At 37.3% G+C, this 24485-nt stretch carries 20 protein-coding genes; 3 read left to right on the top strand and 17 right to left on the bottom strand.

Translation table 11 applies throughout. The features are described 5' to 3' along the window. Window positions 1-65: 65 nt before the first annotated feature. From N4T20_RS09335 to N4T20_RS09295, 8 genes are all read right to left on the bottom strand, one after another. On the bottom strand, window positions 66-677 hold the full coding sequence (locus N4T20_RS09335) for a hypothetical protein (protein ID WP_260672754.1): 612 nt from the start codon (window positions 675-677) through the stop codon (window positions 66-68). A 347-nt stretch (window positions 678-1024) separates the two neighbouring features. Continuing rightward, window positions 1025-1147, bottom strand: a complete 123-nt coding sequence (locus N4T20_RS09330) for a hypothetical protein (RefSeq protein WP_260672753.1) — start codon at window positions 1145-1147, stop codon at window positions 1025-1027. A gap of 192 nt (window positions 1148-1339) precedes the next feature. Beyond that, window positions 1340-1681: a hypothetical protein gene (locus tag N4T20_RS09325; RefSeq protein WP_260672752.1), complete on the bottom strand. Its 342-nt coding sequence runs from the start codon at window positions 1679-1681 to the stop codon at window positions 1340-1342. Between the two features lie 656 nt (window positions 1682-2337). Next, window positions 2338-2649 (bottom strand): hypothetical protein, encoded by a 312-nt coding sequence (locus N4T20_RS09320; protein ID WP_260672751.1) that lies wholly within the window; start codon window positions 2647-2649, stop codon window positions 2338-2340. Between the two features lie 59 nt (window positions 2650-2708). Next, window positions 2709-3314 (bottom strand): SMI1/KNR4 family protein, encoded by a 606-nt coding sequence (locus N4T20_RS09315; protein WP_260672750.1) that lies wholly within the window; start codon window positions 3312-3314, stop codon window positions 2709-2711. Window positions 3315-3319: 5 nt separating this feature from the next. Further along, window positions 3320-4039: a NucA/NucB deoxyribonuclease domain-containing protein gene (locus N4T20_RS09310; RefSeq protein ID WP_260672749.1), complete on the bottom strand. Its 720-nt coding sequence runs from the start codon at window positions 4037-4039 to the stop codon at window positions 3320-3322. 180 nt (window positions 4040-4219) lie between these two features. After that, complete coding sequence (locus tag N4T20_RS09300; RefSeq protein ID WP_166921310.1) at window positions 4220-4402, bottom strand: hypothetical protein; 183 nt, start codon at window positions 4400-4402, stop codon at window positions 4220-4222. A 372-nt stretch (window positions 4403-4774) separates the two neighbouring features. Then, window positions 4775-5038, bottom strand: a complete 264-nt coding sequence (locus N4T20_RS09295) for a helix-turn-helix domain-containing protein (RefSeq protein ID WP_260672748.1) — start codon at window positions 5036-5038, stop codon at window positions 4775-4777. A gap of 112 nt (window positions 5039-5150) precedes the next feature. Between N4T20_RS09295 and N4T20_RS09290 the strand changes: the two genes are divergently transcribed. Both N4T20_RS09290 and N4T20_RS09285 read left to right on the top strand, forming a co-directional pair. After that, window positions 5151-5522: a hypothetical protein gene (locus N4T20_RS09290; protein ID WP_260672747.1), complete on the top strand. Its 372-nt coding sequence runs from the start codon at window positions 5151-5153 to the stop codon at window positions 5520-5522. A 23-nt stretch (window positions 5523-5545) separates the two neighbouring features. Then, entirely contained in the window at window positions 5546-6157 is a 612-nt protein-coding gene (locus tag N4T20_RS09285) for a hypothetical protein (RefSeq protein WP_260672746.1), read from the top strand. Window positions 6158-6231: 74 nt separating this feature from the next. On the opposite strand, the gene N4T20_RS09280 is transcribed toward N4T20_RS09285, so the two are convergent. From N4T20_RS09280 to N4T20_RS09240, 9 genes are all read right to left on the bottom strand, one after another. Beyond that, complete coding sequence (locus N4T20_RS09280; RefSeq protein WP_260672745.1) at window positions 6232-7098, bottom strand: tyrosine-type recombinase/integrase; 867 nt, start codon at window positions 7096-7098, stop codon at window positions 6232-6234. A 12-nt stretch (window positions 7099-7110) separates the two neighbouring features. Then, entirely contained in the window at window positions 7111-8028 is a 918-nt protein-coding gene (locus N4T20_RS09275; RefSeq protein ID WP_260672744.1) for a tyrosine-type recombinase/integrase, read from the bottom strand. 110 nt (window positions 8029-8138) lie between these two features. Beyond that, window positions 8139-9821, bottom strand: a complete 1683-nt coding sequence (locus N4T20_RS09270) for a hypothetical protein (protein WP_260672743.1) — start codon at window positions 9819-9821, stop codon at window positions 8139-8141. A 4-nt stretch (window positions 9822-9825) separates the two neighbouring features. Then, a complete protein-coding gene (locus N4T20_RS09265; protein WP_260672742.1) occupies window positions 9826-10392 on the bottom strand; it encodes a hypothetical protein in 567 nt (188 codons plus the stop codon). Between the two features lie 477 nt (window positions 10393-10869). After that, window positions 10870-11445: a tyrosine-type recombinase/integrase gene (locus tag N4T20_RS09260; protein WP_260672741.1), complete on the bottom strand. Its 576-nt coding sequence runs from the start codon at window positions 11443-11445 to the stop codon at window positions 10870-10872. A gap of 363 nt (window positions 11446-11808) precedes the next feature. Next, window positions 11809-12453, bottom strand: a complete 645-nt coding sequence (locus tag N4T20_RS09255; RefSeq protein ID WP_260672740.1) for a hypothetical protein — start codon at window positions 12451-12453, stop codon at window positions 11809-11811. A gap of 497 nt (window positions 12454-12950) precedes the next feature. Continuing rightward, window positions 12951-13469, bottom strand: a complete 519-nt coding sequence (locus N4T20_RS09250) for an immunity 26/phosphotriesterase HocA family protein (protein ID WP_260672739.1) — start codon at window positions 13467-13469, stop codon at window positions 12951-12953. 11 nt (window positions 13470-13480) lie between these two features. After that, window positions 13481-18670 (bottom strand): RHS repeat-associated core domain-containing protein, encoded by a 5190-nt coding sequence (locus N4T20_RS09245; protein ID WP_260672738.1) that lies wholly within the window; start codon window positions 18668-18670, stop codon window positions 13481-13483. Between the two features lie 186 nt (window positions 18671-18856). Then, window positions 18857-20521: a T9SS type A sorting domain-containing protein gene (locus N4T20_RS09240; protein ID WP_260672737.1), complete on the bottom strand. Its 1665-nt coding sequence runs from the start codon at window positions 20519-20521 to the stop codon at window positions 18857-18859. 484 nt (window positions 20522-21005) lie between these two features. Here N4T20_RS09240 and N4T20_RS09235 point away from each other — a divergent pair, with 484 nt between their 5' ends. Next, window positions 21006-24302, top strand: coding sequence for a hypothetical protein (locus N4T20_RS09235; RefSeq protein WP_260672736.1), 3297 nt, complete (start codon window positions 21006-21008; stop codon window positions 24300-24302). The last annotated feature ends 183 nt before the right edge of the window (window positions 24303-24485 follow it).

Genomic DNA, 24485 nt, shown 5'->3' with positions numbered 1-24485 from the left:
TTAATATTTCCACTAAATGTCCGTCTACTATCGCAAAACCGATTTTGGTGAACAAGATTTCTTGTTTATCGTCTTAATGATATATTTTCATGAACCCATTTTGCTTCTTCCTCTGCTGTTATATTATTCAATGTGCTATTTATTCTACTAAATGTTGCATGAGGAAAGTCGTATGGTTTACTGTCGTCAAAATATGGTCCAACAACTCCTAAAAACCAACCGTCTTTTGCAGCCCAATGTGGCTCATTAACTCTGCATTTGAAAACTTCATAATGGACAAAATTGTTTTGTCCATCAAAGTCATAAGTCACCCGTTTCAAGTGTTCTATTTCATCAGGGCAAGCATTAAGTTCCGTTGGAAATTCCAACCAATTTGCAAGATTACTTTCTGCACCTTTTACAATCGTATAATATTCTTTCGGAAAAATATCGGTCTTATTTCGGTCTCTTAAAAGTTCGTATGATGATTCTCTTGTCAAAAGATTTTGAGCAAACGGCAAAACATCTTTTTCTGTTAAGTTTTGTCCGCTTTCAAGTTTGTTGTAAAGTTCTTTTACTCTTTCAAATCGTTCTGCGTTCAGTTTACTATTTTGTCGTTTTACCGTTACAAGTCTGTAAAGACCAAAAATTGCAATTACTAAAATTATCAGTCCTAGTATTATTAAAAACGTTTTCATTTTTCTCGTTAATTATTCTTTATTATGTAAGTTAACTGTCTTTATCTCCAACATCTAATAGGCAATTTACTTCGAATGTCTATACAGATGTTCACGAGGTACAAAGTAGTGTTTAACCACAATACTACATAAAAAAAAGAGAGAAACTTTACGGTTTTCCACAAAACCAAAATTCTTTTCTATGACATCAAAATTACGCTCTACAGTAAATTATATTTCAGACAGTTATTAAAAATCCTAATACGTAAAAATGTTTTGAAAGAAAAAAAGCAAAGCAAGGTATTGGACACAGCCAGAGAAGTGCACATAACATTTTTCTTCGTTCCTCAAAAAATGCCCTTCGGGACTTATAGCACTTCAGCTGTCTGACTGTCCAATGGAAGACTGCTTTCTTTTTTCCCTTTTTCTTTTTTAAATATTTCATTGTAACATTCTACAGCCATCATGACCATATTTTGCGCATGATACATTCAAATATTTTCTTTAAATTAGAAGCCTGCTTTTAAAAATCTCCAAAGATTGCCACGTTCCTGCAATCAGCAAGATGAACGGTTGTTTAACAACCGCCTATCTTGCCACCCATAGCCTCGGAACTCGGCGGTGGAGAAACTTAAAAGGAAAGAGATTGCAAGAGTTATTATATGATGCCAAAAATTCTTTTATTATTCCGTTTTAATCTTTAATAAAAGTTTCAGTAATTTTCTAAAAGCATTTTTCTGCTCTTTTACTTCATCGGTTTCCAGCAATACATTCATAATTTCCAGATCCCTTTCATAATCCCAGACAAAAATTCCAAGAAATCCAGACCCCCAGAAGTCAATATTCCCACCAATTTTTCTTGAATTAAATTCTACTTGATTAAGACTTCCAAAATCGCCTTCTTCCCAGTATTTATGTTCGGTTTTAAAACCTGTCATTTTTGGTTCAACAAAATCTTTAAACCAAAAAGAATCTTTTGCTGGATAATCCAGCAGTTCATTTAAAAATAATTTGGAAACACTCATAAAATTTCAGACGTAAATTGCCTACTAAAGTACTTTATTATAATCATATCAAACAAGACTTCAAGCTGTAGATAGATTACATTAATTTCATTTACTTTTTTGGGTTCTAAATTTTCAAGAATCTCTGCCAGCGAGTTCCGAGCAAAAAAGGCAGCAAGATTTGTGGTTGTGATACAACCAGACATCTTGCAGATCGCAAAAACACCGCGATCTTGAAGCTGTTTTTTAATCAGTAAAACAAAAAATAAGTCTCAGAAAATTAAAAACCGATCAAGTTTTATATGCTGTAAAAGGTCAAAAAAAAGCCGTTTATTTAACTCAAATTAAAATTTATGAAAAGAAAAAAGAGAAAAAGAAAGCCCTTAAAAATAGGATTTCAGACAGATAAAATGCTATAAGTCCCGAAGGGTTTCATGATGAGGAACGAGGCATGAAATTATGCGCATTTTCTTAGTCTGAAATCCTATAAATTTGCTTGCTTTTTGTCTTTTTACACACTTTAATTTGAAACTAAAGCAAAAAAATAAGGGTGCAGAAATACACCCTTAACTATGTCTCCAATATTTGTTAGTACATTCACATCTTTAATTTAATCAAAATCTTTATAAAATTAAAGGATGAACAAATTGCTCATCCTTTTTTATTTAAAAAACTAATTAGTTTCTTTGACTTATGATTGAGTCTATTTTTCTTCGATCCCATAAAAGCAATGACATCTTTCCTATTTTGAATAGCCTATCAGGGTTAACGTGATTATCTAATGCCCATCTTATCCATTTCTTGATCATAAATTCCCAATATATCCAACCAATTACACCTCCAATAATGGCACTTACTTTCCCATTTATTTCAAGATAAGCAGTTAATCCAAACCACACTGCAATTATGATTATGATCGAGGGTATATTAACCAATAAATATCCTCTGTTTATTAGCTCTAATTTGGATAATTCTTTATTTTTTTTCATATATATTTAATTAAATTAGATGAAAGACTTTTAATCTCTACTTAACTAACTTCTTACATTCAGACAATTTTAATTTCAAAGTCGCTTCCATCTGGTAAATCTTTTATCTGATGATAAATAGATGAAGAAAATTCAAGATTTTCTGTATATGTCTTTAAAACAAGATTTTCAGATGAATATTCTCCCCCTAATATGAATGGTAACTTTGGACAATATCTGTATCCTAATGAAAGATTAGCTATATTTTCAATTTTCTCAGTTAGAAGACCTTCTCCTGTAAAATAATCGGAATCTTCCTTAAGCTGGTTTATAAAATCTTCAAAGCCAAATGCTAATTCAGTTAGCTCTCCCGATTCTATATTAAACATAAAAAAATAATTATGTATGTTATAACAGAATTGATTTCCAAAAACGTCCTCAGCTATAAATGTTAGGTCTTTACAAATTTCACCATATAATTTTCTAATTAATTCATTCATAAATACCAACGAATGAAAAGAAAATTCATTAGAATTTCCGTAAAAATGAAGAGCATCTTTAAAGTAAAATCCAGCATTACCGTTTCTTATAAAATCTTTATATCTATCATCTGAAATGTAAAAACTTAAATCAGTTTCCTCACTATTTAGCGTTTTCGTTTTATACTCAATTAATACATTTTTCATTCAATTTATTTTTTTGGTAGATTAATTGGAATTATTCTAACTGGCGTACCATCTGGAACATCTTTTAATTGGTGTCCGATAGAAGCACCTGCACCTCTATTATCTGATGGGTCTATTTTTCTAACACTCGCTTTTTCTCCTGTATTAATAACAGCAGGAGGAGCTTCGTCTCTATCTTTTCCTTTTTCAGCTTTTGTCCCTTTCAAATTTTCACCTCTTCTTGTTGATGCACCCTTTCTATCAACTTTTCCAACATTGCTTTTTCCTTCTTTTATAGCATCTCCAAGATGTTTTGCAGATTCAGGATGTTTATCAGCATCAATAACCACCGTTTTAACTTTATCTTCAGTGGAATTACTTAAAAGACTTTTAGCAATGGTTCTAGTTCCACCAGCTAAAACGGCACTTGATACAAGTGTTTTATTAGACTTAGAGGCATTATAATTTCTTGTATCAACTTTAGCGTTCCCAGTTGGAGCATTTGCAAACTCAGAAAAAACTAATGCTGCTACAACAAAAACACATATCGGACATCTTCCGTCTGGGTCTTCAAATCTAACAGGATCATTATAACCATAAGAATATGGATTTAGATTATCTGTATTAAAAATTCCTCCGCCATTACCTAAAGTCGTCTTCATTGCGAAAGCAACTTCATCTTCATCGTCTTGATCAATATCATTAGGATCAAATTTAAAGTCAAGATCATTTAATAATGGATCCATCGTTGTCCATCTGCCTATTGCTGGATCATAAAATCTATGTCCATAAGCGTAGAAGTTAAGCCCCAGCTCGTCTTGGAGCTCCTTACCATTGTACTTATACTTATAAGGATTTACAAAACTGCTATTATGTAGTAAGAACGTACATTTCTCTATTTCCTAGAGGCTCAAATGTAATATTTTTCATTTTAAATCATTCTTTTTTTGATTGAAATAAGCTGTCATTGCGTTAAAAGCTTTACTCATCGGTAAAGAACCTAACAATAGAGTATCGCATTTAGTAGCTTTTCTGCCTCTTTTTGGAAAAGTCATATTCATTGCATGTCTTATAAGAAAAAATGCCAAAACAATTATTAGGTTATCCATAGGTCTTGATTTTATATTTTCGTTTACAAATTGAAATAATGATTTCTTGATTGATGGTTACAACATGTAACTTTCTTTGCGAAGGTAATTTCGAGGTCTGAAATAAAATAGGACACTACATTTTCACAATAAAAGGCATCATGTTAATCATTTACAAATTGAAGAATGATTTTCTAAAATATTGGTAATCATTGGTAACATTCTTCTTTGCGAAGGTAATTTTGTGTGATGAAATAAAATAGGACACTAAATTTGGATTATTTCAAAACCAAAAAACTCCAAATCAAACAGTTATGATTTAGAGTTTTATTGTAATTTTTAGAATTCCCAGTATTGACAAGGGATACAAGTAGGACAGTTTTATAATTTTTTTTAGCTTTTTATTTTTGAATTTGGCAAATCAATTCCTTTAAAAAACTCTTCAAGACTAATTTCCAACACTCTACAGATTTTAATAAGTGTCTTTAACTCAAAATTAGCTCCAGTTTCTAATCTCCAGTAAGCGGAACGGCTCATCTCCAAAGCAAACGCAATATGCTCATAGTTGGAGAATCCTTTTGCTTTTCTCAGTTCTTTAAGTCTCAACGCTATCGCATTAAGTTCTTCCATATTGTTGGTTTGGGTAGAATCTTTCATACTCCAAATCTCAATATTTTGTCTTTTTTGTGGTACTCTACAATTTAGTACACTATAAAATAGAATTTTTAATATATTTGCCTGAATTTTAACACATCTTAAAAACCAAAAAATGAACAATCCATTAAAAATTATCGTGAGAGTTTCCGCTATCGTTTTTGCACTTCTCTGCTTTGCGGGCTACATGTTCAGTCTTCATGTCCACAATGAATACGTAAAAGAGCATCCAAAAACAAAAAGCCTAGAAGACCTGAAAGCATGGGCGCAGAGAGAAATCGTTCAAGACTACTGCAAAAGATACTCTTATGTGAAAACCATCAACAATGAAACAAGCCACCAGCGTGAGCTTAGCCGTGTCGATAACAGCAGATATCTGTACGTTCCGCAGTTGGTTCGAAATGTCGTTGAGGATAATGATTTGCCTGACAGCTACGCAGACGAATTATTCCACTACGTCAACAAAGAGATAGATAAATGCCAATAAATAACCTAATTAATTTAAAACACATGAGAAAAATTGTACTTTTTGCATTGCTAAGCGTCCTATTCACGAACTGCCAGTCTGATGACTCCGAGCAGGAAAATACGGATAATTCAAAATCATCCATCAGCTTCACGTTGAACGATAAAACACAGTATGTGACCGCTACTGATGTTTCTGGTTCTGCAATTGACGTTACATGGTCGAAAAGCGAGGCAACTGCGAACGCTGAGAATGAATACAGCATTTACGGCAGTTTCATCATCAAAAATCCTGCATCAAATGACAATCCTGATTCTGGAGACATGTATTTCCAAATCGTGACTTCTGATGCAAAGCCGACTGCGGGAAAAACATACGACATTTCGTTCAGCTATCTTAATTCTGGCGTGAATGGCATTCCTCTGGCTTATGACCCAACGGTCTGCTACACCAGCACTGATTTGTTTGAAGGAACTAAAACAGCAGGCAAAATCAAGATAATCAGTTTTGACGGAACTACTCTTAAAGCTGAATTTTCAATTCATAATCTGACCAACAAGAATCCGTATTCCGATTTTGGATTCTGCAACGGAAGCAGGATAACCGAAAAGTCATTCAGCATTTCAAAAGGCACTCTGACAGCTGTGATTGAGTAGAAAGAGTTTTCTAAGTTTGAAAAAGAGGGATTTATCTCTCTTTTTTTATGCTCTTAAATCAGGCTATCACATTATCATAGCGGAAAATACCTGTTTATCAGTTCTCTCTGTTGCTGGCTGTCCGCTTTGAAATACTTCTCGGTCGTTCCAGGCCACTTATGTCCTGCGAGTTCCTGAACATGCTCCAAAGGCAGTTCCTGTTCATTGAGCCAGTTGCAGATAACGCTCATTCTAATGGTCTTCGGGTTGAGGTTCTTATCTGGATACAACGGTTTTAACGGCTCAATCATGGCATGGATGCTGTTCACTGCGATGGGTTTTCCCAGCTTTGTAATAATCAGCTTATCGGTTGCGCCTCTGAGCATTCTGGGTCTCACTTCATTGATGTACTTGGAGAACAGCAGTATCTGCTTCGCCAGAAGTTGGAGTTTTCTGCTGTTGAGGTTGCTGGATGCTTTGACGTAGACTGTTCCCGCATCCAAATCAATATCCCGAACATTGAGCCGAATTATCTCATCGCTGGTCAATCCCTGATAAATCAGCAGATTCAAAAGAACGCTGTTTCGTGTATCAAGATTCTCATATCTGTTTTCTCTGGTCAGAAGCAGTTGAAGTTCCTCTGAGCTGAACAAGTCCTGAACCTGTACCGCCTGATTGCTGTTGACCTTGATATTGAGCTTCGTGCACGGGTGGTCTTCTCTGTAACCGCTCATAACCAGATAGTCGTAGTACTTCTTGATAGCCGAGAGGATAACGACCCGATATTTGGCATTGGGCTGTTGTTTTCCGATTTCTTCCATATACTCAACGATATTCCTGTATTTGTATCGTTTGGCTTTCGGATTCATTGCCAAGAAATGATTAATCGCAAACATGTAGCTCTTTACGGTCTGCACGCTGTAGTTCTGGAGCAGGAAATTTTCAATTGTCGGTTTAGTCATAGGCATTTTGGTTTAAAAGGTGGTTACTGGTTTTCTTCTCTTGTTCTTGACAGCATAGATGTATGTGGTATTGATTTGCGAATGACCGAGAAATCCACGTATAAAATCAATGCCTGCATTCTTTTCCATCAGATGGCTGGCAATGCTGTGCCTGAGGCAGTGGAGCGTTATGTCTTTCTGGATTAGCTCATAACTGCTGGTCTGCTCGGTCATTTTCTTCAATGTATCGTTGAGGTATTCGCCATTCATCCGTTTACCGCTGTCATGGATGAAAAATGCATCTTCATTTTGATTTGTGCCTTTCAGCTTTTCATGGCGTTCCTCGGCTATGTATCTTTTGATGTGACCTGCAACCATATCGCTCATAGGAACTTCACGCCTCTTGCTTCCTTTTCCTTCCCTGACAATGAGCATTCCTCTGGAGAGCTGGACATCTCTAGTGTTCAGAGCTTCAATCTCAGACCTTCGAAGTCCGCAACCGTAAGCCACTGACAGCAGAGCCCGCTGTAAATCGCTCTGGCAGTGCTGGTAAAGGAGTCTGATTTCTTCAACGCTCAGGGCATTTCTGGAATTTCCGCTGTCGCCTGAATAGCTTGGAATGTAGAACGCTTTTTCAATCTGCCTGTTCTCTAAAAGATTCAGAACAAAAAGACCGAGAGCAAACAGATGGAATTTTATGGTCTTTCCTGCCAGAGTTCCGTTTCCTCTGTGTTTGGGTCTGCTTATCAGATGTTCGTAATAGCTTACCGATTCTCTGCCTGTTACGTTTTTTATTTTGGCAATTCCTGCATCTTCAAGCCAGATAAGAAATTCAGATACGGCTTTCTGGTACATTGTGCCTTTTCCCTGTTTGTAGTTCTTCACTTTTACATAGCTGTCAAAATCACTCAGAAGATTTTGGAATGCTGTATTTTTTATAGTTTTTATCATTTGTCTATTCTTTTTTTAATCATCATTTGAAAACTTTCCTTATGCATATTTTCCAATTTGAGGAACACCAGTGTTATATTGACAGTAATTGCTGGTGCTGGCGTGTTCTTTTAGGCGGTTTTCAGCTGGTCTAACTGTCTGCTGAGGTCTTCCTTAATCTTGGCTTTCATCTTCTCCAGATTGTCCCAATAGCTGATTACATACTTGAATCCTTTGTTTGGCGAGCCTTCAACTGCCTGCACGTATTCCAGCTCCTGCAAGGTCTGCATGTACTTGAAGGCTGAGGTCTTGCTGATATTGAGTTCCTGTCTTATCTCACGGGTCGTAAATTTGTGCGTTGTTCCGTTGGTTTGGCTTTTAACATATCCTTTCATCTTTTCAAAGAACTGTCTTGTGCTTTTGTCGAGCTCGTCCACTTTTATGATAATTGAGCTGAAAAATATCTCAACGGCTTTTCTCACATCTTCTTCGGTGGCTATCAGTCTTCCTTTATCATCCTTTTTTCGCTGGTACTGGTTCAGGATTGCAATCTGAGCGACAAAATTCTGAAAATGGGCGTTGAGCCTTCTGAGCATTTTGGCTTCCAGCGGGAGCATAAGCTTATCGGCAAACGGATTCACTACGTCGTAGCTCTTTAGGACTCTCATGCAGTTTCTCAGGAGCTGTCTGGCTTCCTGTTCACGTTCCGTGTTGCTGATGCCTGCATTTTTCTGGTTCTGCACTTGTATGATTCTCAGGGTCTGTTGAAGGCTTTCATCCACTCCCAAGACTACCGAACGGCTCATGTTGTCATAGTAGACCTCTGCTTTTGTCGTGGCGGTCAGGCTTGCAAAGTGGGCTTCAACCTTTTTTACTTTTGCCCTGCTGTTGCCAAGCGGGTCTTTCACTACCGTTGAACTGCTCAGAAGTCCAGCAGACTGCATTTCCCTGAACGCAAACTGCGCATCTTCATCCAGTCCGTCAAAATCCTGTATCAGTATCAGCTTGTTGATTAGCTCCTTATCCCTGTAGTGGTACAGGGATTTGCTTGTGATTCTGGTCATATTAAGAACGTCTTCCTGAGGCATGCACTGGGCAATTCCGTTGATGAGGTGTGATTTTCCTTCTCCAGAACTTCCCTGAATGAGTCCGTGCAGGGTATTGGGCATTTTGTAGCTTGAAGCAAGCGTAAACAGCAGAATCCTGTTTTCTTCTTCTCCAACAATCCCGCTCTGTCCAAGCAGTTTGTCGATATTCTCAAAAAGCTTCGGCTTTGAAAGGAACTGCACTGCTTTTTCACTGGCTTGCGGTGTGAGTTCCTTTTCGGAATACTGGTCGGTTACTGGATTCATTTCATCGTCGAAAAGCTTTTCCCTGTAGTCTTCCAGAAGGTCAGTGAACTGCAAGAGGTCAGCTTCCAAAAGCGTGCTGTCAAATCCGTGCTTCTCGCTCAGCTCCCTGCACTGGCTCTCTACGCTGGTAAAGTCAAACAAATCAATCTTAACACGCAGTCTTTTCTGGCTGTCGGCTGGAATTATCTGGATGGTAAGCCTCAGGTTTCCCAAATCCATCGGCAGGCTTCCAATCACAAAGAAAGTTCCTGTTTTTCCTTTGAAACTGATTTTGTAATCGCTTAGAATCTCCAGTGTTGGGATTGTCTTTTCTTTTACTGGACTCTGCAACATATCGGCAATTCCGCTTGTTCCGTAATTCAGCCACATATCGTTGATGCTGTGTCCGTCTGGGAGCTGAATCATGCTTACTGGCAGTTCTGGTCTGATGTTCTGTATCTGGGTTTTTATGCTGTTGTTCATTGTCTTAGTTTTTTATGATTATGATTTCTTCAAGTTCGTAGAGTGATTTTAAGGCTTCTGTATGCTGTGGCAATAGCTCTCCGTTGTGCATCGCCATGACGGCATCCCTGTTCTGGAGTGCTTTGGACTGCAACAGGCTGGCGCAGTCGATGACTGTTGGAGCGAGATAGAGCCTTTTGGTGTTTGCACTCGGATAGGCTGGATAGATTCCTTCGCTGTTGAGGTATTCCTCCTTAGGCGTTTCGAGATTGAAGCGTACGGCAAAGTAATTTACGATTCTGTTCTCTCTGTCCACCAGCGGAAAAATCACTCCGTATCTTCCAAATGCTGTATAGGCTGTCAGGTCTTGCTGTCTTACGCCTGCATCGCTCTTTTTAAGCATTCCTAATGCTTCAAATTCATCTTTTGACTCTTGGGTTTCTCCATGATGGAATTGTCCTGAATTGAAGCCGATTCTAAGCTCTGCATAGTCCAGACCGATGCTTTTTAGATAGTCTTTCGGTTTTATTGCTTTGGTGCTTCTGATGCCAGTTTCAAATGACTGGAAAAGTGTATCTAATGTATTTTTCATAAGCTTTCTCTTTTAGTTTTTTAGGTAATTTTTGGGCATAAAAATCCCGCTTCGATTATTAGGTCGAATATTCAATTGAAACATGTTTGTGATTTTTAGAGCTTGCTGTTCAGCTTTACAGCTTGCTCTTATTCCATTCTTTAGCTGTCAGAATGGCGAAAAGATTCTTGCAATAATCTTTTCCTTTTGTTTTGTTTGACAAAGTTAAGTGATATTTTTGAGATAATTTTTTGGGTAACTCAATCACGTTATGTAAAACGGCTTAACTTAATTGACTTAAGTCTTTCTAAAAAACAAAACACTGATTTTAAATAAGTTGGTTTTTCATAATTTTTATATTTGTTAAAATAGCTTAAAAATAATTAACATATTTTAACAAATAATCAACACAATTAAATAACTTAATTTTAAATTTAATTACGTATAGCCTAACTCAATTTAGTTAGGCATACTCGAAAAGACATTTATTTCTTACATTTAAACACTCAAATACAGATTGCTGATTTCCTGTTCTCGGATTCCAAGATAGATTTTAGTGGTCGATACGCTCGAATGGTTGAATAATTGAGACAACAACAGCAAAGCTTGGTCACTGTACTTGTTCACTTCCCAGACTCTCCTTCCTAAGGTTTTTCTCATAAAGTGGCTTGAATACTGACCACGCACTTTGTATTTGGCAAAAATGTCTTTCAGCTTGCTGTTCACGTATTGGATGCTGAACGGCTTATCTCCCGTGCGGTTGGCGAACATCAAATCGCTTTCGCTGGCTTTGAGCTGGACAAACAGACGGCTCAGGATGGTCTGCAGTTCTGGGTTGATGGTCACTTTTCTGGTCTTTTTGGTCTTCTTCTCGGTTATCGTGAAGTAATCCTGATTCAAAACCTGATTCCAACGAAGCTGGAGCAGGTCAGAAATTCTCAGACCAATGTAAGAGCCTGTTGCAATGAGTAGCGCAAATTTCAGGTCGTTATCACGCTCCAGCTTCAAAACTATGCTCTGCATCTTTTCCCACTCTAAAAAATCGCTTGTTGTCTTTTGTCCTTTTAATGCCATAATTCTTGATTTTAGTTTCACTTTTCTACCTTAATATATGTATCTGAAAGCGGTCGATTATTCATGCTCTGTAAACCGTTGATTTCATTGGTTTTACATGGTCGCTTTCACTTATATCAAAAAGTGAAACAAATGTCCAGGTCTATTTTGGATTGTGCAAGAAAAATCCTGGATTTCCTGGGCTCACAGCTTTTTGGGTCGTTTCAGGGCACAAAAAAACGAGGTTGTTAGCCTCGTTCTTTGGATTGTATCAATCGTGAAAACTCTAAAAATTCTTGGTCGGTAAAATTACCTCTTTTAAAACTTATTGGCAGTTTGAGCGGTTGCGACTTCAATACCTCTTTGAGCTGAGAAAGTGTAAGCTTAATTCTCATCGTCTGTAGTATTTGCGCTCTTACTGATAAAATCCCAATCTTCTCCGCTCAGACCGTCTTTGGACATGTAGAACAATCCAGCTTTATATCGGTCATAAACACTTACATCGGTTCTGTCGTAGTTGAAGTAGTCCTGAATATCCGTTACAATCTGCTCATGAAGTTTCTTATCAGCAATGTAGACCACAAAATGATTGTGACATCCTTTTCTGTTTGGGAACTGTTCAGTTGTAAAGAACACTCTGATTTCTGTTGATGCTCCGTATTTTTGGTTCAGATAATCATACAGACCGTGCATCTGCTTAAAACAGCTGGTCTTATTGCGGTCTGCTCTGTACGCTACCGTGAAGAAGAAACTCCAATCCATCTGCCAGAAGGTATGTTGCAGGCTCTGTTTATCTGCCAGACAGTCAATGAGGTTTCTCATCGATTGGTTTTCCTGTCTCAGGGCTTTGTTCTCATCGAACATGATTTCACTGTCAAAGTATCTGGCATGGTCAGCAGGGAACATTCTCTTTCCGCTTCTTAGGCTGGTTTCAGCAAATAGGTCTTCATTCTTTTTGTAGAATCTGTAAATCGTGCTTTTGCTTGATTTGGTGCTGATTATAAATTTCTTCAAATTTTCATATTTCATTTCTTAGGTTCGTTACTATCTCGTTATTGGTTAGATACAGGAAGTCCATACAAGGAGGTTAGTCAAGCATCTTTACAATAAATACTAACGAATCTTGAAAAGTGTAGCTTTTTGGCACTTTTTTTTCAAAAATATTTTTCTGGATGGAAAAATAAGCGTTCCAAAATGACACACTGGTCAGTAGAGTTTGAAAAACTGTAGAGTTTCACTTGGAACACGGATGGTAACGGTTGGTATAAGTACACAATTTTATAGTACGGGGAGGTAATTTGAGGTTTAAATCGTGGAATTTAGTACTTAAACAGCCGATACAGGGAGGGAGGGTGCTCTGAGTGCTATTTTTCAAATCCATTGAGATTGCCTAGCAGTTGCAGGCTAACATGAATTCTATTTTAACAGTTTGGTACACTTTAAAGTGCTATAAAAGCAAAAGCCACTCCGTAATGGAATGGCTTTTTTAGTATACTCCTTTATTTATTCTATACTACTCAAAATGCTTACCACCACTTTTTCTTATTGGCAGTTTGACTATTTTCAATTAAATCTATGCTTTTTATCACATTAGAATATAACATCTCATCATATGCGTCGTTCCATTCAATAATTTTGTAATATGCTTTCATTGCTAACTCGAATCCTACTGGTGCATTATATGATTTATAAAACAATATTTGTTCTTCTTCTGAATTTGCTTTTCTTATTTTATTATCAAAAAAATCTTGAATGTAAACTGGCTCTGTTCCTATTTTATAGTACGGTAACTTAATTTTATCCAGATTTGATTTCACATTGTCAATTACAATCCATTGTTTATGATAAAATTTTGCATCAAAGGTATTTCCAAAAAGAAGGATATTATCGTTTAATAATTCTTCAATCTCAGGTCTGGAACGATACGAACCTTCAAAAATTACAATACTAAAAGCATCTTTTTTGTAAAAATTTACAATCTGTCCATAGCATTTTGAATTTTCACTGATGGAAAACTCAAATATATCTCCTTCTTTTAATTTCATATAAATAATTATTATTTCCGAATTATATTTTTTTTGTTCGATGCTCCTCCTTTCGGATTCGCTTTATTTGTTGGTCCTCCTAACTTATCTAAAGCTTTTTGTTCTTTAAGGTCTAATGAAGTAGGGAAACTTCCATTAGCACTTCCTTTATCAATTACCGTAAACTTGAAATGAGAATCAGGATACGCACGTGCATGTTCCGCTTGTCTTGCTAAATATCTAGCTTCATTTTTCGCTTGTCCAACATATGGCTTCAAAGCACCTGTTAAATCTTCTCTCAAATAAATTACGCCATTAGCACTAGGTCTAAATGCTAACACAGAAGCCGCTGCTAATACTTGCTGGGGGTCAGTCCATTGGCTTAACGCCTCACTAAACGCCATCATCATTGCATTAGCCCCTGTAGGATTTTGCAAATAATTAATAGCATTTTGCCTTGACCATTGTGTCGTGAATCCATCTAACAATGCATTCATTTCATTTGGATTCTTTATTCCTAAGAATTCAGATTTAAAATGGTCATTCCAGTCTTTTGAATTGTAAAGATTTGGGTCAGTATATTTTATCAGCTCTTTAAAATCTTTCAATTTTGCATCTGGAACAATAACAATATCATCACTTCCATCATCTGTATCAAGAACTACATTACCTTTTGTATCTTTATATACTGTTTCAAAATTATTATTAGATGATTTTTCCGCACTCAAACCATCTGGGTCAGTATATACAATTGGATTATCATTAGCGTAATGATACGGTGTTAAATCATCTGCCAATTCAGATAGTGGGTCAACATTCATCCATCTTCCAAGCGCAGGGTCATAATTTCTAGCACCAAAATCGTACATGTTAAGTCCTAGCTCGTCTTGTAGTTCTTTTCCGCTGAACTTATACTTATTCGCTGTCGGCAGATAATCATTATACCCTTTGTGCTTTAATCCAAAAGGATAATAGTTATTCTCTTCAATAATTTCAAGAACCTGCGTTGTCGGGTTTTTAGCGTAGGTTATGCGCATGTTTCCTAAATGGTCTTTGTACTGGAAAACATACGAAAGCGCTCCTGCCGTATTTTTTACATACCCCTCTGCCGTCGGGAAAAACTCCAGAACATTGTCCTTGTACTGGTAGCCTCCCAAATAATCAGTAACGGCAGTAACAGTGCCTTCGGTAACCGCTTTTTTCAGTTTCTGCCCAGAGGCATTGTAAAAGTACTCAATGCTTCCTGTTGTTCCAAATGTTATTTTCTTCGGCAGATTTAAATGATTGTAACTTATGTCAGTGATATTTTTGTTCTTATCGGCAATCATATTTCCGTTATCATCATAACTGTAATCATCCCCAATTTTATTGGCATCGTTAAATCCGCTGGTGTTATTGGAATTATCTTCAACTTTAGACAGCTGGTTTGAGTTTGCCGGATAAGTATAAACCAAATCGTCCATATCAAGATTGCCTACTTCAGGGTCGTAATCTCCCTTGCGGATCAGCTTCATTATATTTCCGTTTTTGTCATAAGACAGATTTTCGTCATAGGCGCTTGTAGCCATACCGTTCTTTTCATAAACGGCATTGGTAAGACGGTTCAGATTATCATATTTATAGCCATAAGCCCTTTCGTTTAAATCTGAAGCCGTTTTCCAGAATGTTTCTGAGATGTTTCCATTGTAGAGTGCCCTTACATCTGATATATCTGTCTGTGTGGTTTCGTAATTAATCTTGAAGGCAAATAAATCGACAGGGTCTGTATCCTGCTGCAGATTGCCCGTTTTATTAATTTCTTTCAGCCAGCCCCTAATGTTATACTTATAGTCCACTTTCTGAAGCGGGTTTCCAACGCTGCTACCGGTTTTCTTGCTAATCAGCTGCCCTAAGGCATCGTAAGTATTGTCAGCCAAAAGTTCTACTATTCCGCCATTTACCTGATGTGTATGGGTAAGCAGTCGGTCTTGAGGAGAATAGCTGAATTCTTCTCTTACCGCAATCTCTGGATTGCCAGAAGTTCTTTTGTGTTTTGTTACTGTATAGAGTGTTTTTCCTGTAAAATCAAGTTTGCTTTCGCTTGAAGCATAACCTCCTAAATAGTTTTGAAGGTAGTTTTTTACCGGTCTTGCCTTATCATCATAAAATATTGTGCTGGTTTCGCCTGCTGTTGAAGAAGATGTAGTCACCGCTCTTGTCCAGCTTCCTGAAGCCATGCCTTTCACATTTTGCAAAATAGACTGGCCTTCTATTGAAGTCGGAGGCGTCTGTGCATTTGGAAAAGTATAATCATCATAATAATTAACAGTTAAAAGCTTAAAGCTTGTCGGTGCTATAACATTGCTGTAATATGCTTCGATTCCGTCAATTGTTCCGGAAGTCTGTTTTGTTTCAAATAGAACCGTCGCTGCATTTTGCGCATCCTGCAAAGATTTACGCGTCGCTGCATTTGAGGTCTGGCTGCTCCAGCCTGTGTAAATTGGTCTATTAAAAGCATCATATTTAGTGATCATCCATCCCGATGCGGTCTCATCTTTAAAAGGAGATAATGCAGGTCCTGTTGCAACGGGCCTATCAAGTTTATCGTAAACAATAAATTCCCATTGTTTTCCCGGCAGTTTTTTCTCTACCAGACGGTTTTTACTGTCGTATTTGTATTGATAGCACAAACTATTTAAAACATTGAAATCTACGGCGCCTTCTGCTTTTGGCGGAATCACGTAAGTGAGATTTCCATAGATGTCATAGACATAATAAGTATCGTGTCTGTCTCCTGCATTGTAGGTTCTTTTCAACACAATCTGGCCTTCTTTATTCTTAAATTCTTCTGTGCCCGCATTAGATCCAGGTGCAGTGTTTTCATCATAGGTAACGCTTTTATACAAGGCATTTTCCCCATATGTTCCGTCTTCTGAAATGGAAATATCATAGAGTCCTGAACCTTCATTCCAAGAGGCTGCTGCCTGATACATTTTTACGGCATCTGCTGTCAGATTGCTCTGATATTCCATTTTTATTTCATGCCCGCTGCCCATTGCCCATGGATTTCCAGGGGCAGCCTGCTTTAAAACTCTGTTTAGCGGAGAAGACTCCAGTTCTTTTTGCGAATATGGATTAGAAGTATTACCATATTTATCTACATTGTAAAAAGCTAATGTATTATCTTTCGCATTGGTTTCAAACGCCATATTAGCCGAAGATGATTCATAAGGCAAATAATCCTGAAAATCTCTGCCTAAATTATCATAGCCAATATGAGTGACAATATCCTTACCGGCAGTGGATTGCCTATTGGCAATTTTTTGCACAGGTCTTCCCAGCCCATCAAAATAAGTTATGCTGGTTTGTGCCTGTTCCAATGAGGGAGATTCTAAAACAGTGTCGATTGGCTCTTTGTAAATTTTACTGATAACATAATTCTGGTCGGAAGGGGCAATGATATTATTGCAATCTGAACTGCTGCCCGAGATAAGAGGACAATTATCTGTATTGTTTCGCACATATTTCCCAGCTGGCATTGTGCATTGCTGAACATAATTTGACGGATCTCCTAAACCATCTGAATCATTGTCGGCATACCATTTTGTATCTGGATTTAAGGTATTATCACCGTCATGACAGTCTAAATTGTTAGTTACATAACCATCTGGAACTTTACTGTAGAACACACTTGAAGCAGGATTTCCAAAACCATCCTTATCTACATCCCGATAGAATGTTTGCGGAGCTATGTTAGTAATATTTCCGGTGCTATCATCATAATCTGCTGCATTAGATACGTAGCCTATCGGCTGCGTGCAGCTGATAACTGTTGATGAAACCGATCCAAATCCATCTCCATCTGTATCTCGATACCAAACTGAATTTGGATTAAGCAAATTAACAGCATCATTACAGTCCGCATTGTTGCCAACATATCCATCTGGCTGCAGACAGCTCAACAGCACTACACTATTATCTCCAAAACCATCTTTATCAAAATCGCGATACCATTTTGTTTCGGGATTAATCATTTTATTGAAGTCATTGCAATCTAAATTATTAGCAACATAACCTGCCGGCATATTGCTATAATATACATAATTTGCGGGATCTCCAAAAGTATCAGTGTCATAATCTTTGTAAAAATACTGTGGAGCAATATTGGTTATATTGCCTGTGGAATCATCATAATCAGATGCATTGTCCACGTAGCCATCCGGTTTTTGACAACTTTGCGTCGTTACGGAGGCAACTCCATAACTATCCCTATCTACATCACGATACCAAATTTTGTTGGGATTAACTGTCGCATCAAAGTCATTGCAATCAAGAGCATTATCGATATATCCTGCCGGAGCTATACTATAATACACAGTGTTAAGCGGATCCCCAAAACCATCACGGTCAAAATCTCGGGAATAATATCGAGGGGGAATATTGGTAATGTTTGCTGTGCCATCATCTTGATCTTCATAATTGAGAACATACCCCTCTGGCTGAACACACGTTTTTACATAGATTTCTCCCGACCCGAAAGTATCTCCATCTCCATCACGATACCAATAGGTGTTAGGATTAATTTCCCCACGACCATCGTTGCAATCTAAGTTATTGGTAACATATCCAGCAGGCATATAACTATAGTACACCGCTACTGAAGGATTGCCAAAACTATCTCCATCTCTATCCTGATAAAAATATTGTGGAGCAATATTGATAATATTTCCTGTAGAATCATCATAATCAGATGCATTCCTGACATATCCAGTTGGCTGCAAGCATTGGGTCAGAACAATAGCTGGATTTCCGTAAGTATCTCCATCTGAATCACGATACCATTTTGTATTAGGATTAATCGTTCCATCGTTATCGTTACAGTCCGTATTATTTGTAACGTAATATATGCTGGGCCTAACACTATAGAGGCGGCCTTGAGTGCTTCCAAAAGTATCGCGATCCTGATCCAGATAATACATAATCGGAGGGATATTGGTGATATAACGGTCATTATCGTCCAAATCAACATTATTATCTACATAACCTTCGGGCTGATTAACGCTTTTAATAGGCTGGTATTCTAGCCCCTTCTCCCCAAATCCATCTCCATCAAAATCCATATACCAATATGTTGCAACTCCTCCTCCAGCCCCAGCCATAGTAGTAATTCCCGATTTTGCATCTTGCCCAAAGCAAAAATTTGCAATAATTAATAATATTATTGAGAATAGTTTTCTTTTCATAAAAATTTATCTTAAGCTTTACAATTATAAAACCATCCAATCCCTAAAATATATGCAGATAAAGAATTGCTGTTTGAAAAAGCTTTGGTGTTGTATGTTTGATTCTTTGATTGCTTCAAATCTATCTATTTACTGAACTGTAGCAAGCCAGCTAAATGTATTGGATCTGTGAAGTTTTTTCACCTATTATCTGCCCGTTATTCTTTTTATTACTTTAACCGAGTCAGTTCTAACATCCGTTTTTACATTGATAATATATACCCCTTCAGCATATCGGCTTAAGTCTACCGGGACTGTCCTGCCTGAAATTGAAAAATACTGCAGCGTGCGGCCTGCCATATCCACTACAGCTGCTGTCCCTTCTTTAAAATCATATCCGATTATAACATTTGTATAAGTGGAAACAGGATTAGGAATTGCTTCAATGCTTGATTTCACTTTTTCTATTTTGGCTTTATCCTTAAGCTTGACAACCCAGAAATCGCTAGATCCTATATTAGAATTTTTATCTTTTGAAGAACCCGAATTTGAAGTTCCGGCCATTAAATATCCCCCATCTCTGGTTTCAATCAGTTTGCGAAGAATGTCTTCGCCGCCGCTTCCGACGCTTTTATTCCAGACTTCATCTCCATCTCCATTGATTTTCAAAGCTATGTAATCGTTTATGCCGTCTTTTTCTTTGGCAGCCATTCCGACTGCTTTTGACACTAAACTGCCGCCTCCAGATTTAGGGCGTGAATTGCGTGCATGACCTCCAATTAAATAGGTATTATCTTCATTTTCAACTAGCGAGGTTAAAATATCTACCTTACCAAAATCAAAAGTTTTGCTCCATAGCACTCCCCCGTCCTTATCTAGTTTAAGAATCCAGTAATCTGTTCCGTTGGCAACGATTCCTCCTTCTGTTGTCAATGCATTGGAGCTGTTAGAATTTCCTCCTAAAATATATCCCTCGTCCTTAGTCTGATGGATCACGTAAGGCTGGTCATCGCCATCTCCTCCATACGTTTTCTGCCACTGTATTGCTCCTGTGTCATTTATTTTTAAAATCCAATAATCGCCAACGCCTTTATTTGCTTCTGTTTTATCGCCAGAAATGGGAGAATTAGAGTATCCGGCAAGAATATAACCGTTATCAGAGGTCTGTTCCATACTTCTCAAAATATCAGAATATTGGCCTCCATAAGTTTTCTGCCATTGGATAACGCCTTCTCTGTCTAATTTGACAACCCAGTAATCCATGCTTCCTCTGCTCTTTTCAGATTTAGAATAGATATCTGCCGCAAAAGAGTTTTCATCCAATTTTGAAGCAGAAATCGAATTTGGGCTCGAACTTGACGATCCCCCAAGAATGTAACCTCCGTCTCTTGTCTGAAAAGCGCATAACAGTTCATCCTGACCGCTTCCTCCAATTGTTCGCTGCCATTGTTCCTCTCCTGCAGCATTTAGCTTTATCACCCAGAAATCGGCAAGGCCCCTACAGGGGTCTTTTTTCTGAAAACCTTTTGAAGAACTGGAAGTTCCAGCAAGAATAAACCCGCCGTCTCTAGTATTTTTAATGCTCTGAAGAAAATCAAAGCCAGTGCCTCCGAAACTTTTCTGCCAATCCTGTTCGCCATTCTCTTTCATCTTCCAAACCCAAAAATCTAAGTCCCCATGATTGTCATCATCTTTATTGCCTGTTTTATTTGAGAGCGAACTTCCGGCTAAAATGAAGCCATAATCAGCTGTCGGTTGGGCATCAAAAAGGTAGTCAGCATGCGTGCCGCCGTAAGATTTCTCCCAAAGTATATCTTGAGAACGGGCAAAAAAAGACACAAAAAAAAGTAATGGAAAGTAAAGTCCCTTCATATTCATTTCGTAGGATTTGTATTTGCTTTTTTAAAATTCGGAGGCGAAACTAATAGTTTTTTTGTAAAATTCTATAAGAAATTCCGTAATTTTTTAACTAGTGTCTAAATATAAAACCACAGATTAAAAAAACATCTTAAAAAAACACAGTCTAGGCAAGCAATAAAACACAAAATCCTATGCAAAAATAAACGATGGCCAATTTTCGCGAATAATAAAAAAAATAGCCATTAACACTAAAAAAACCGCAAACATCATTTCCAAAAAAAGATGACTGGACACTAATTTTAACATTTCATCATTACTGTTTAGATATTTGCCAAAATGAATCAATTCTCCATCAATGCACTAATTCTGTCAGCAAACATGGGGATCAAATAAAAAAAAGAAAAAATATTTTAAAAAAAACATTGAACAGTAGTTAAAAAAATTAAATTTGTCGGATTTTTACCAAACATATTTATCCTAAAAAACATTGGAGATTTTGAATTATAAAATTAAAGCCGAGAAAAAACTTTTTGATAAAAACACATTAAACAGAATTGCAACTGCGTTTACGGCGTTAATCTGCTGTAATTTGCTATCAGCCCAGACTGGCGAAAAAGATAGCTGGACCACAATCTCTGATTTCATGCCTAAATCGCCCGAAGCGCAGGCATTCCAAAAATACGGTGACTATAATGTTAATTTCGCTAAAGGGCTTGCCAACATTTCAGTGCCACTACACACTTTAGAAGCAGGCGATTACAAGCTTCCCATCTCGCTTAGCTACAATCCTTCAGGCATCAAAGTTAACCAGGAAGCCACTTGGGTCGGATTAGGATGGACCCTGCAGGCAGGAGCTCAAATAACCCTTGATGCTAGGGATAGCCCCGACGAAACAGTAGATGAAAATATGCCTGATTTAGATGCAGTGTCCAACTTGTTAAACCAGACACCGCCATGGGACTATTGCAATTATGAAATATCGCTTCTTAGAAATAATTCCTGGATCAAAGATGTATATCATTTCAGCTCGCCAACCGCACAGGGAAAGTTTATTATCGGAGATGTTCAAGATGCAAACAGAATATTAATCTATCCTCCTGATGCTTTTAAGGTTGAAACTTCAGAAAACAAACATAATCGACAATTCAAAATTACCGATCCGCAGGGCAACGTATATCTGTTCAATAACACCAGAGAAACTTCAAGATCAGTTGGTGTGGAACATGACACCAATTATTATACTACTGCATGGTATGTTGATCAGATAAAAACACCGTCCAATAATACCATCGATTTTGCCTATACAAATGACGGCTGGCATTCCAATACCAACACAAATGATCAGATCATCGTTTCAAAAACTTACAGTGACTGTAGTCCTGGAGCTCCGCAAACAGAAATAATGACTGGCTCCATAAAACGAAATTCCATTAATTCTACCAAAACATTCAAACTTAGTTCTATAACTTATAAAGATTTTAGGATTTTGTTTATTGCACAATCAGGAAGATTAGATTTAGCGTCTCCAAGTTTATTGGATCAGGCTCGTTTTCCTACTGAAAATATAGTTCCTGCGTATCTAAAATTCATAAAAATTCAAAACAAAGTCAATGATGCTTTTGCTGACAGCAAAGGATACGAACTAACCTACAGCTATTTCGATCCTGGGGGAACAGAATTAGAATATGTTCGCAAAAGATTAAAGCTTTTAGCGGTAAATGATCTAATCGACGACAACATAGCTACAAAATTTACATATTCTGACATCAATCCCCCGTCAAAAAATTCTAAAGAAATGGATGCTTGGGGCTATTACAATGGAGCAAGCAACAACCTGACTCTAGTGCCGCGACAACATATTTGGCTTAACAACGGAAAAGTAACTTTAGGTTCTGCAAATCGCGATGTGAACACAAATGCCGCACAAGCAGGAATCCTCACCGAAATACAATATCCCACTAAAGGCAAAACAAAATTCATTTATGAATCCAATTCCTATTTCGGCGTAGATGAACTCAATAGGAACAGAGAAGTTATCGAAAACTCGCATATAGTTCAGGGCAAAGGCTCTCCGCTGAGCACTTTAGAAGAAGATTGCGACAGCTGTTTTGTTTATAATGAAATTAAATATGACCTTATCGACGCAAGTGCCAGACTTGCTTTTAAAATTAACTATACAGGAAATTTAACCATAAACAAATATCAATATGCCAGAGTTAGAGTTTATAAAAATGGCAGCAGCGCCCCTATTTTTGACAGTTCAAAAGTCCGCTCCTCTATGGCTTTTGATGAATCCGTTAATCTAAGCGGTTCAGGTTCTGTTTATATAGAGGCTTTTGGACAAGAAATGAGTGTCCGCGATCTTCAATTGATTTACATTAAACTAGATGATATTCCAAAAAACGTATCAGGTCCTGGGTTAAGAATCGCAGCAATAGAAAATTATGCCGATGATTTAACGCTTGCAAGCAAAAAAAAATATTCATATGCAATTCCGGACCAAGGCAGCAAAAGCAGCGGAAGGCTGGTTTTTGATGCTGTTCGAAAATTTGACCCTGAAACCTTTAGAACCTATGAGAAAATAAGATGCGGAAGTCAGTTTGGAACGTTCTGGAAAATTGACTACAACACGATATACAGTGGCCAATCCCCTTATTTTTTAATGAACGAAGTATACTATACGGATGTAAAAGAAGAAAATATTGATTATACAAATGTTCTCAAAAATGGATATACTGCATATAATTATGACTTTACCCCTTCTTACAATAGCCAGGATGGCTCCATAAATATAGAATTTGACTGGCTGCGAGGCAACCTTTTAAGCAAAAAAGTGTACAATTCAAACAATAAAATACTGCAGGAAGAACAGAACGCCTATTTTGAAGACACCTCAAAAACTACAACTATTTCAGGAATAAAAATTTTCACAAGAGAAAAATTCATAACCTGCCCAAATGTTAATGGGCCACCCCCAAACATAGTCCCTTTCCAAAATATGGGATACAGATATGTAATCTCTTGGCATTATTTAAAATCAAAAACTGTTACCGAAACATTCTATGATGCGTCTAACAATGTCAAGAGCACAGTGGTTAGCAGCACCAGTTTTAACTATAATAATCCAATGCATATGCAGTTAAGCAGCCAAAAAACCACTTCGTCAAAAGGAGAAACCTTGGAAATCAAGCACTTCTATCCAGGAGACAGTGAGTTGGATGCCGAACCCTTAATGAGCAATTTGGTTGCGGCTAACAGATTGATCCCTATTAAAACCCAAAACTTTGTCAAATCGAATAAAATTTCAGAAAGCAAAAAAATATTCAAAGATTGGGGAAACCAATTGATTCAGCCTGAAATTATCCAGAGTTCTAAAGGAAACGCTCCATTAGAAAACCGTATTAGAATAGTGGAGCTTGACAATACCAATGGCAATCTGCTGCAGCAGAAACAGGAAAATGGAATTGACATCACCTATATCTGGGGATACAATGGAATATATCCAATTGCAAAAATAGAAAATATGTCCTACCAGCAGGTTAAAACTGCCTTAGGCATGAATGATGAAGCGATAAGGTCTCTAACTGAAGTGCCTTCGGGATTCAGAGCGCTTCTGCCTGCCAATTCATTTGCAACCACCTATACCTATAAGCTCGGCATAGGGGTAAGTTCAATTATTGATCCGAAAGGCATAACAACAAAATTTGAATACGACAGGCTTGGACGTTTAGTGCTTACAAGAAATCAAGACAATAAAATTGTCTCGGAAAACAAGTACAATTACAGATATTAACATTAGATTATTCGCTGCTAATCATCTGAAATTCATTTAAAAAATTCACAAAAAGCCTGAAATATATTTTTTCAGGCTTTTTTAAATTGCATTCAGTAAAGAAGTCCGTTAAAAAACTTAAAATCCGTTAAGTTCCAATACTTGATTTATTACATAAAGAATATAATACCACTCAATACCATT

Origin of the sequence: Flavobacterium sp. TR2, assembly GCF_025252405.1 — a bacterium.
In the GTDB taxonomy this organism is placed as follows: domain Bacteria; phylum Bacteroidota; class Bacteroidia; order Flavobacteriales; family Flavobacteriaceae; genus Flavobacterium.
The sequence above is the reverse complement of the archived record's forward strand: the minus strand, read 5'-3'. Positions and strand labels throughout refer to the sequence as shown.

What these genes read in the sequence shown, in the direction of transcription:
- N4T20_RS09335 (WP_260672754.1), bottom strand. Translation starts at nt 677, where the DNA reads ATGAAAACGTTTTTAATAATACTAGGACTGATAATTTTAGTAATTGCA.
- N4T20_RS09330 (WP_260672753.1), bottom strand. Translation starts at nt 1,147, where the DNA reads ATGTATCATGCGCAAAATATGGTCATGATGGCTGTAGAATGTTACAAT.
- N4T20_RS09325 (WP_260672752.1), bottom strand. Translation starts at nt 1,681, where the DNA reads ATGAGTGTTTCCAAATTATTTTTAAATGAACTGCTGGATTATCCAGCA.
- N4T20_RS09320 (WP_260672751.1), bottom strand. Translation starts at nt 2,649, where the DNA reads ATGAAAAAAAATAAAGAATTATCCAAATTAGAGCTAATAAACAGAGGA.
- N4T20_RS09315 (WP_260672750.1), bottom strand. Translation starts at nt 3,314, where the DNA reads ATGAAAAATGTATTAATTGAGTATAAAACGAAAACGCTAAATAGTGAG.
- N4T20_RS09310 (WP_260672749.1), bottom strand. Translation starts at nt 4,039, where the DNA reads ATGGATCCATTATTAAATGATCTTGACTTTAAATTTGATCCTAATGAT.
- N4T20_RS09300 (WP_166921310.1), bottom strand. Translation starts at nt 4,402, where the DNA reads ATGGATAACCTAATAATTGTTTTGGCATTTTTTCTTATAAGACATGCA.
- N4T20_RS09295 (WP_260672748.1), bottom strand. Translation starts at nt 5,038, where the DNA reads ATGAAAGATTCTACCCAAACCAACAATATGGAAGAACTTAATGCGATA.
- N4T20_RS09290 (WP_260672747.1), top strand. Translation starts at nt 5,151, where the DNA reads ATGAACAATCCATTAAAAATTATCGTGAGAGTTTCCGCTATCGTTTTT.
- N4T20_RS09285 (WP_260672746.1), top strand. Translation starts at nt 5,546, where the DNA reads ATGAGAAAAATTGTACTTTTTGCATTGCTAAGCGTCCTATTCACGAAC.
- N4T20_RS09280 (WP_260672745.1), bottom strand. Translation starts at nt 7,098, where the DNA reads ATGACTAAACCGACAATTGAAAATTTCCTGCTCCAGAACTACAGCGTG.
- N4T20_RS09275 (WP_260672744.1), bottom strand. Translation starts at nt 8,028, where the DNA reads ATGATAAAAACTATAAAAAATACAGCATTCCAAAATCTTCTGAGTGAT.
- N4T20_RS09270 (WP_260672743.1), bottom strand. Translation starts at nt 9,821, where the DNA reads ATGAACAACAGCATAAAAACCCAGATACAGAACATCAGACCAGAACTG.
- N4T20_RS09265 (WP_260672742.1), bottom strand. Translation starts at nt 10,392, where the DNA reads ATGAAAAATACATTAGATACACTTTTCCAGTCATTTGAAACTGGCATC.
- N4T20_RS09260 (WP_260672741.1), bottom strand. Translation starts at nt 11,445, where the DNA reads ATGGCATTAAAAGGACAAAAGACAACAAGCGATTTTTTAGAGTGGGAA.
- N4T20_RS09255 (WP_260672740.1), bottom strand. Translation starts at nt 12,453, where the DNA reads ATGAAATATGAAAATTTGAAGAAATTTATAATCAGCACCAAATCAAGC.
- N4T20_RS09250 (WP_260672739.1), bottom strand. Translation starts at nt 13,469, where the DNA reads ATGAAATTAAAAGAAGGAGATATATTTGAGTTTTCCATCAGTGAAAAT.
- N4T20_RS09245 (WP_260672738.1), bottom strand. Translation starts at nt 18,670, where the DNA reads ATGAAAAGAAAACTATTCTCAATAATATTATTAATTATTGCAAATTTT.
- N4T20_RS09240 (WP_260672737.1), bottom strand. Translation starts at nt 20,521, where the DNA reads ATGAAGGGACTTTACTTTCCATTACTTTTTTTTGTGTCTTTTTTTGCC.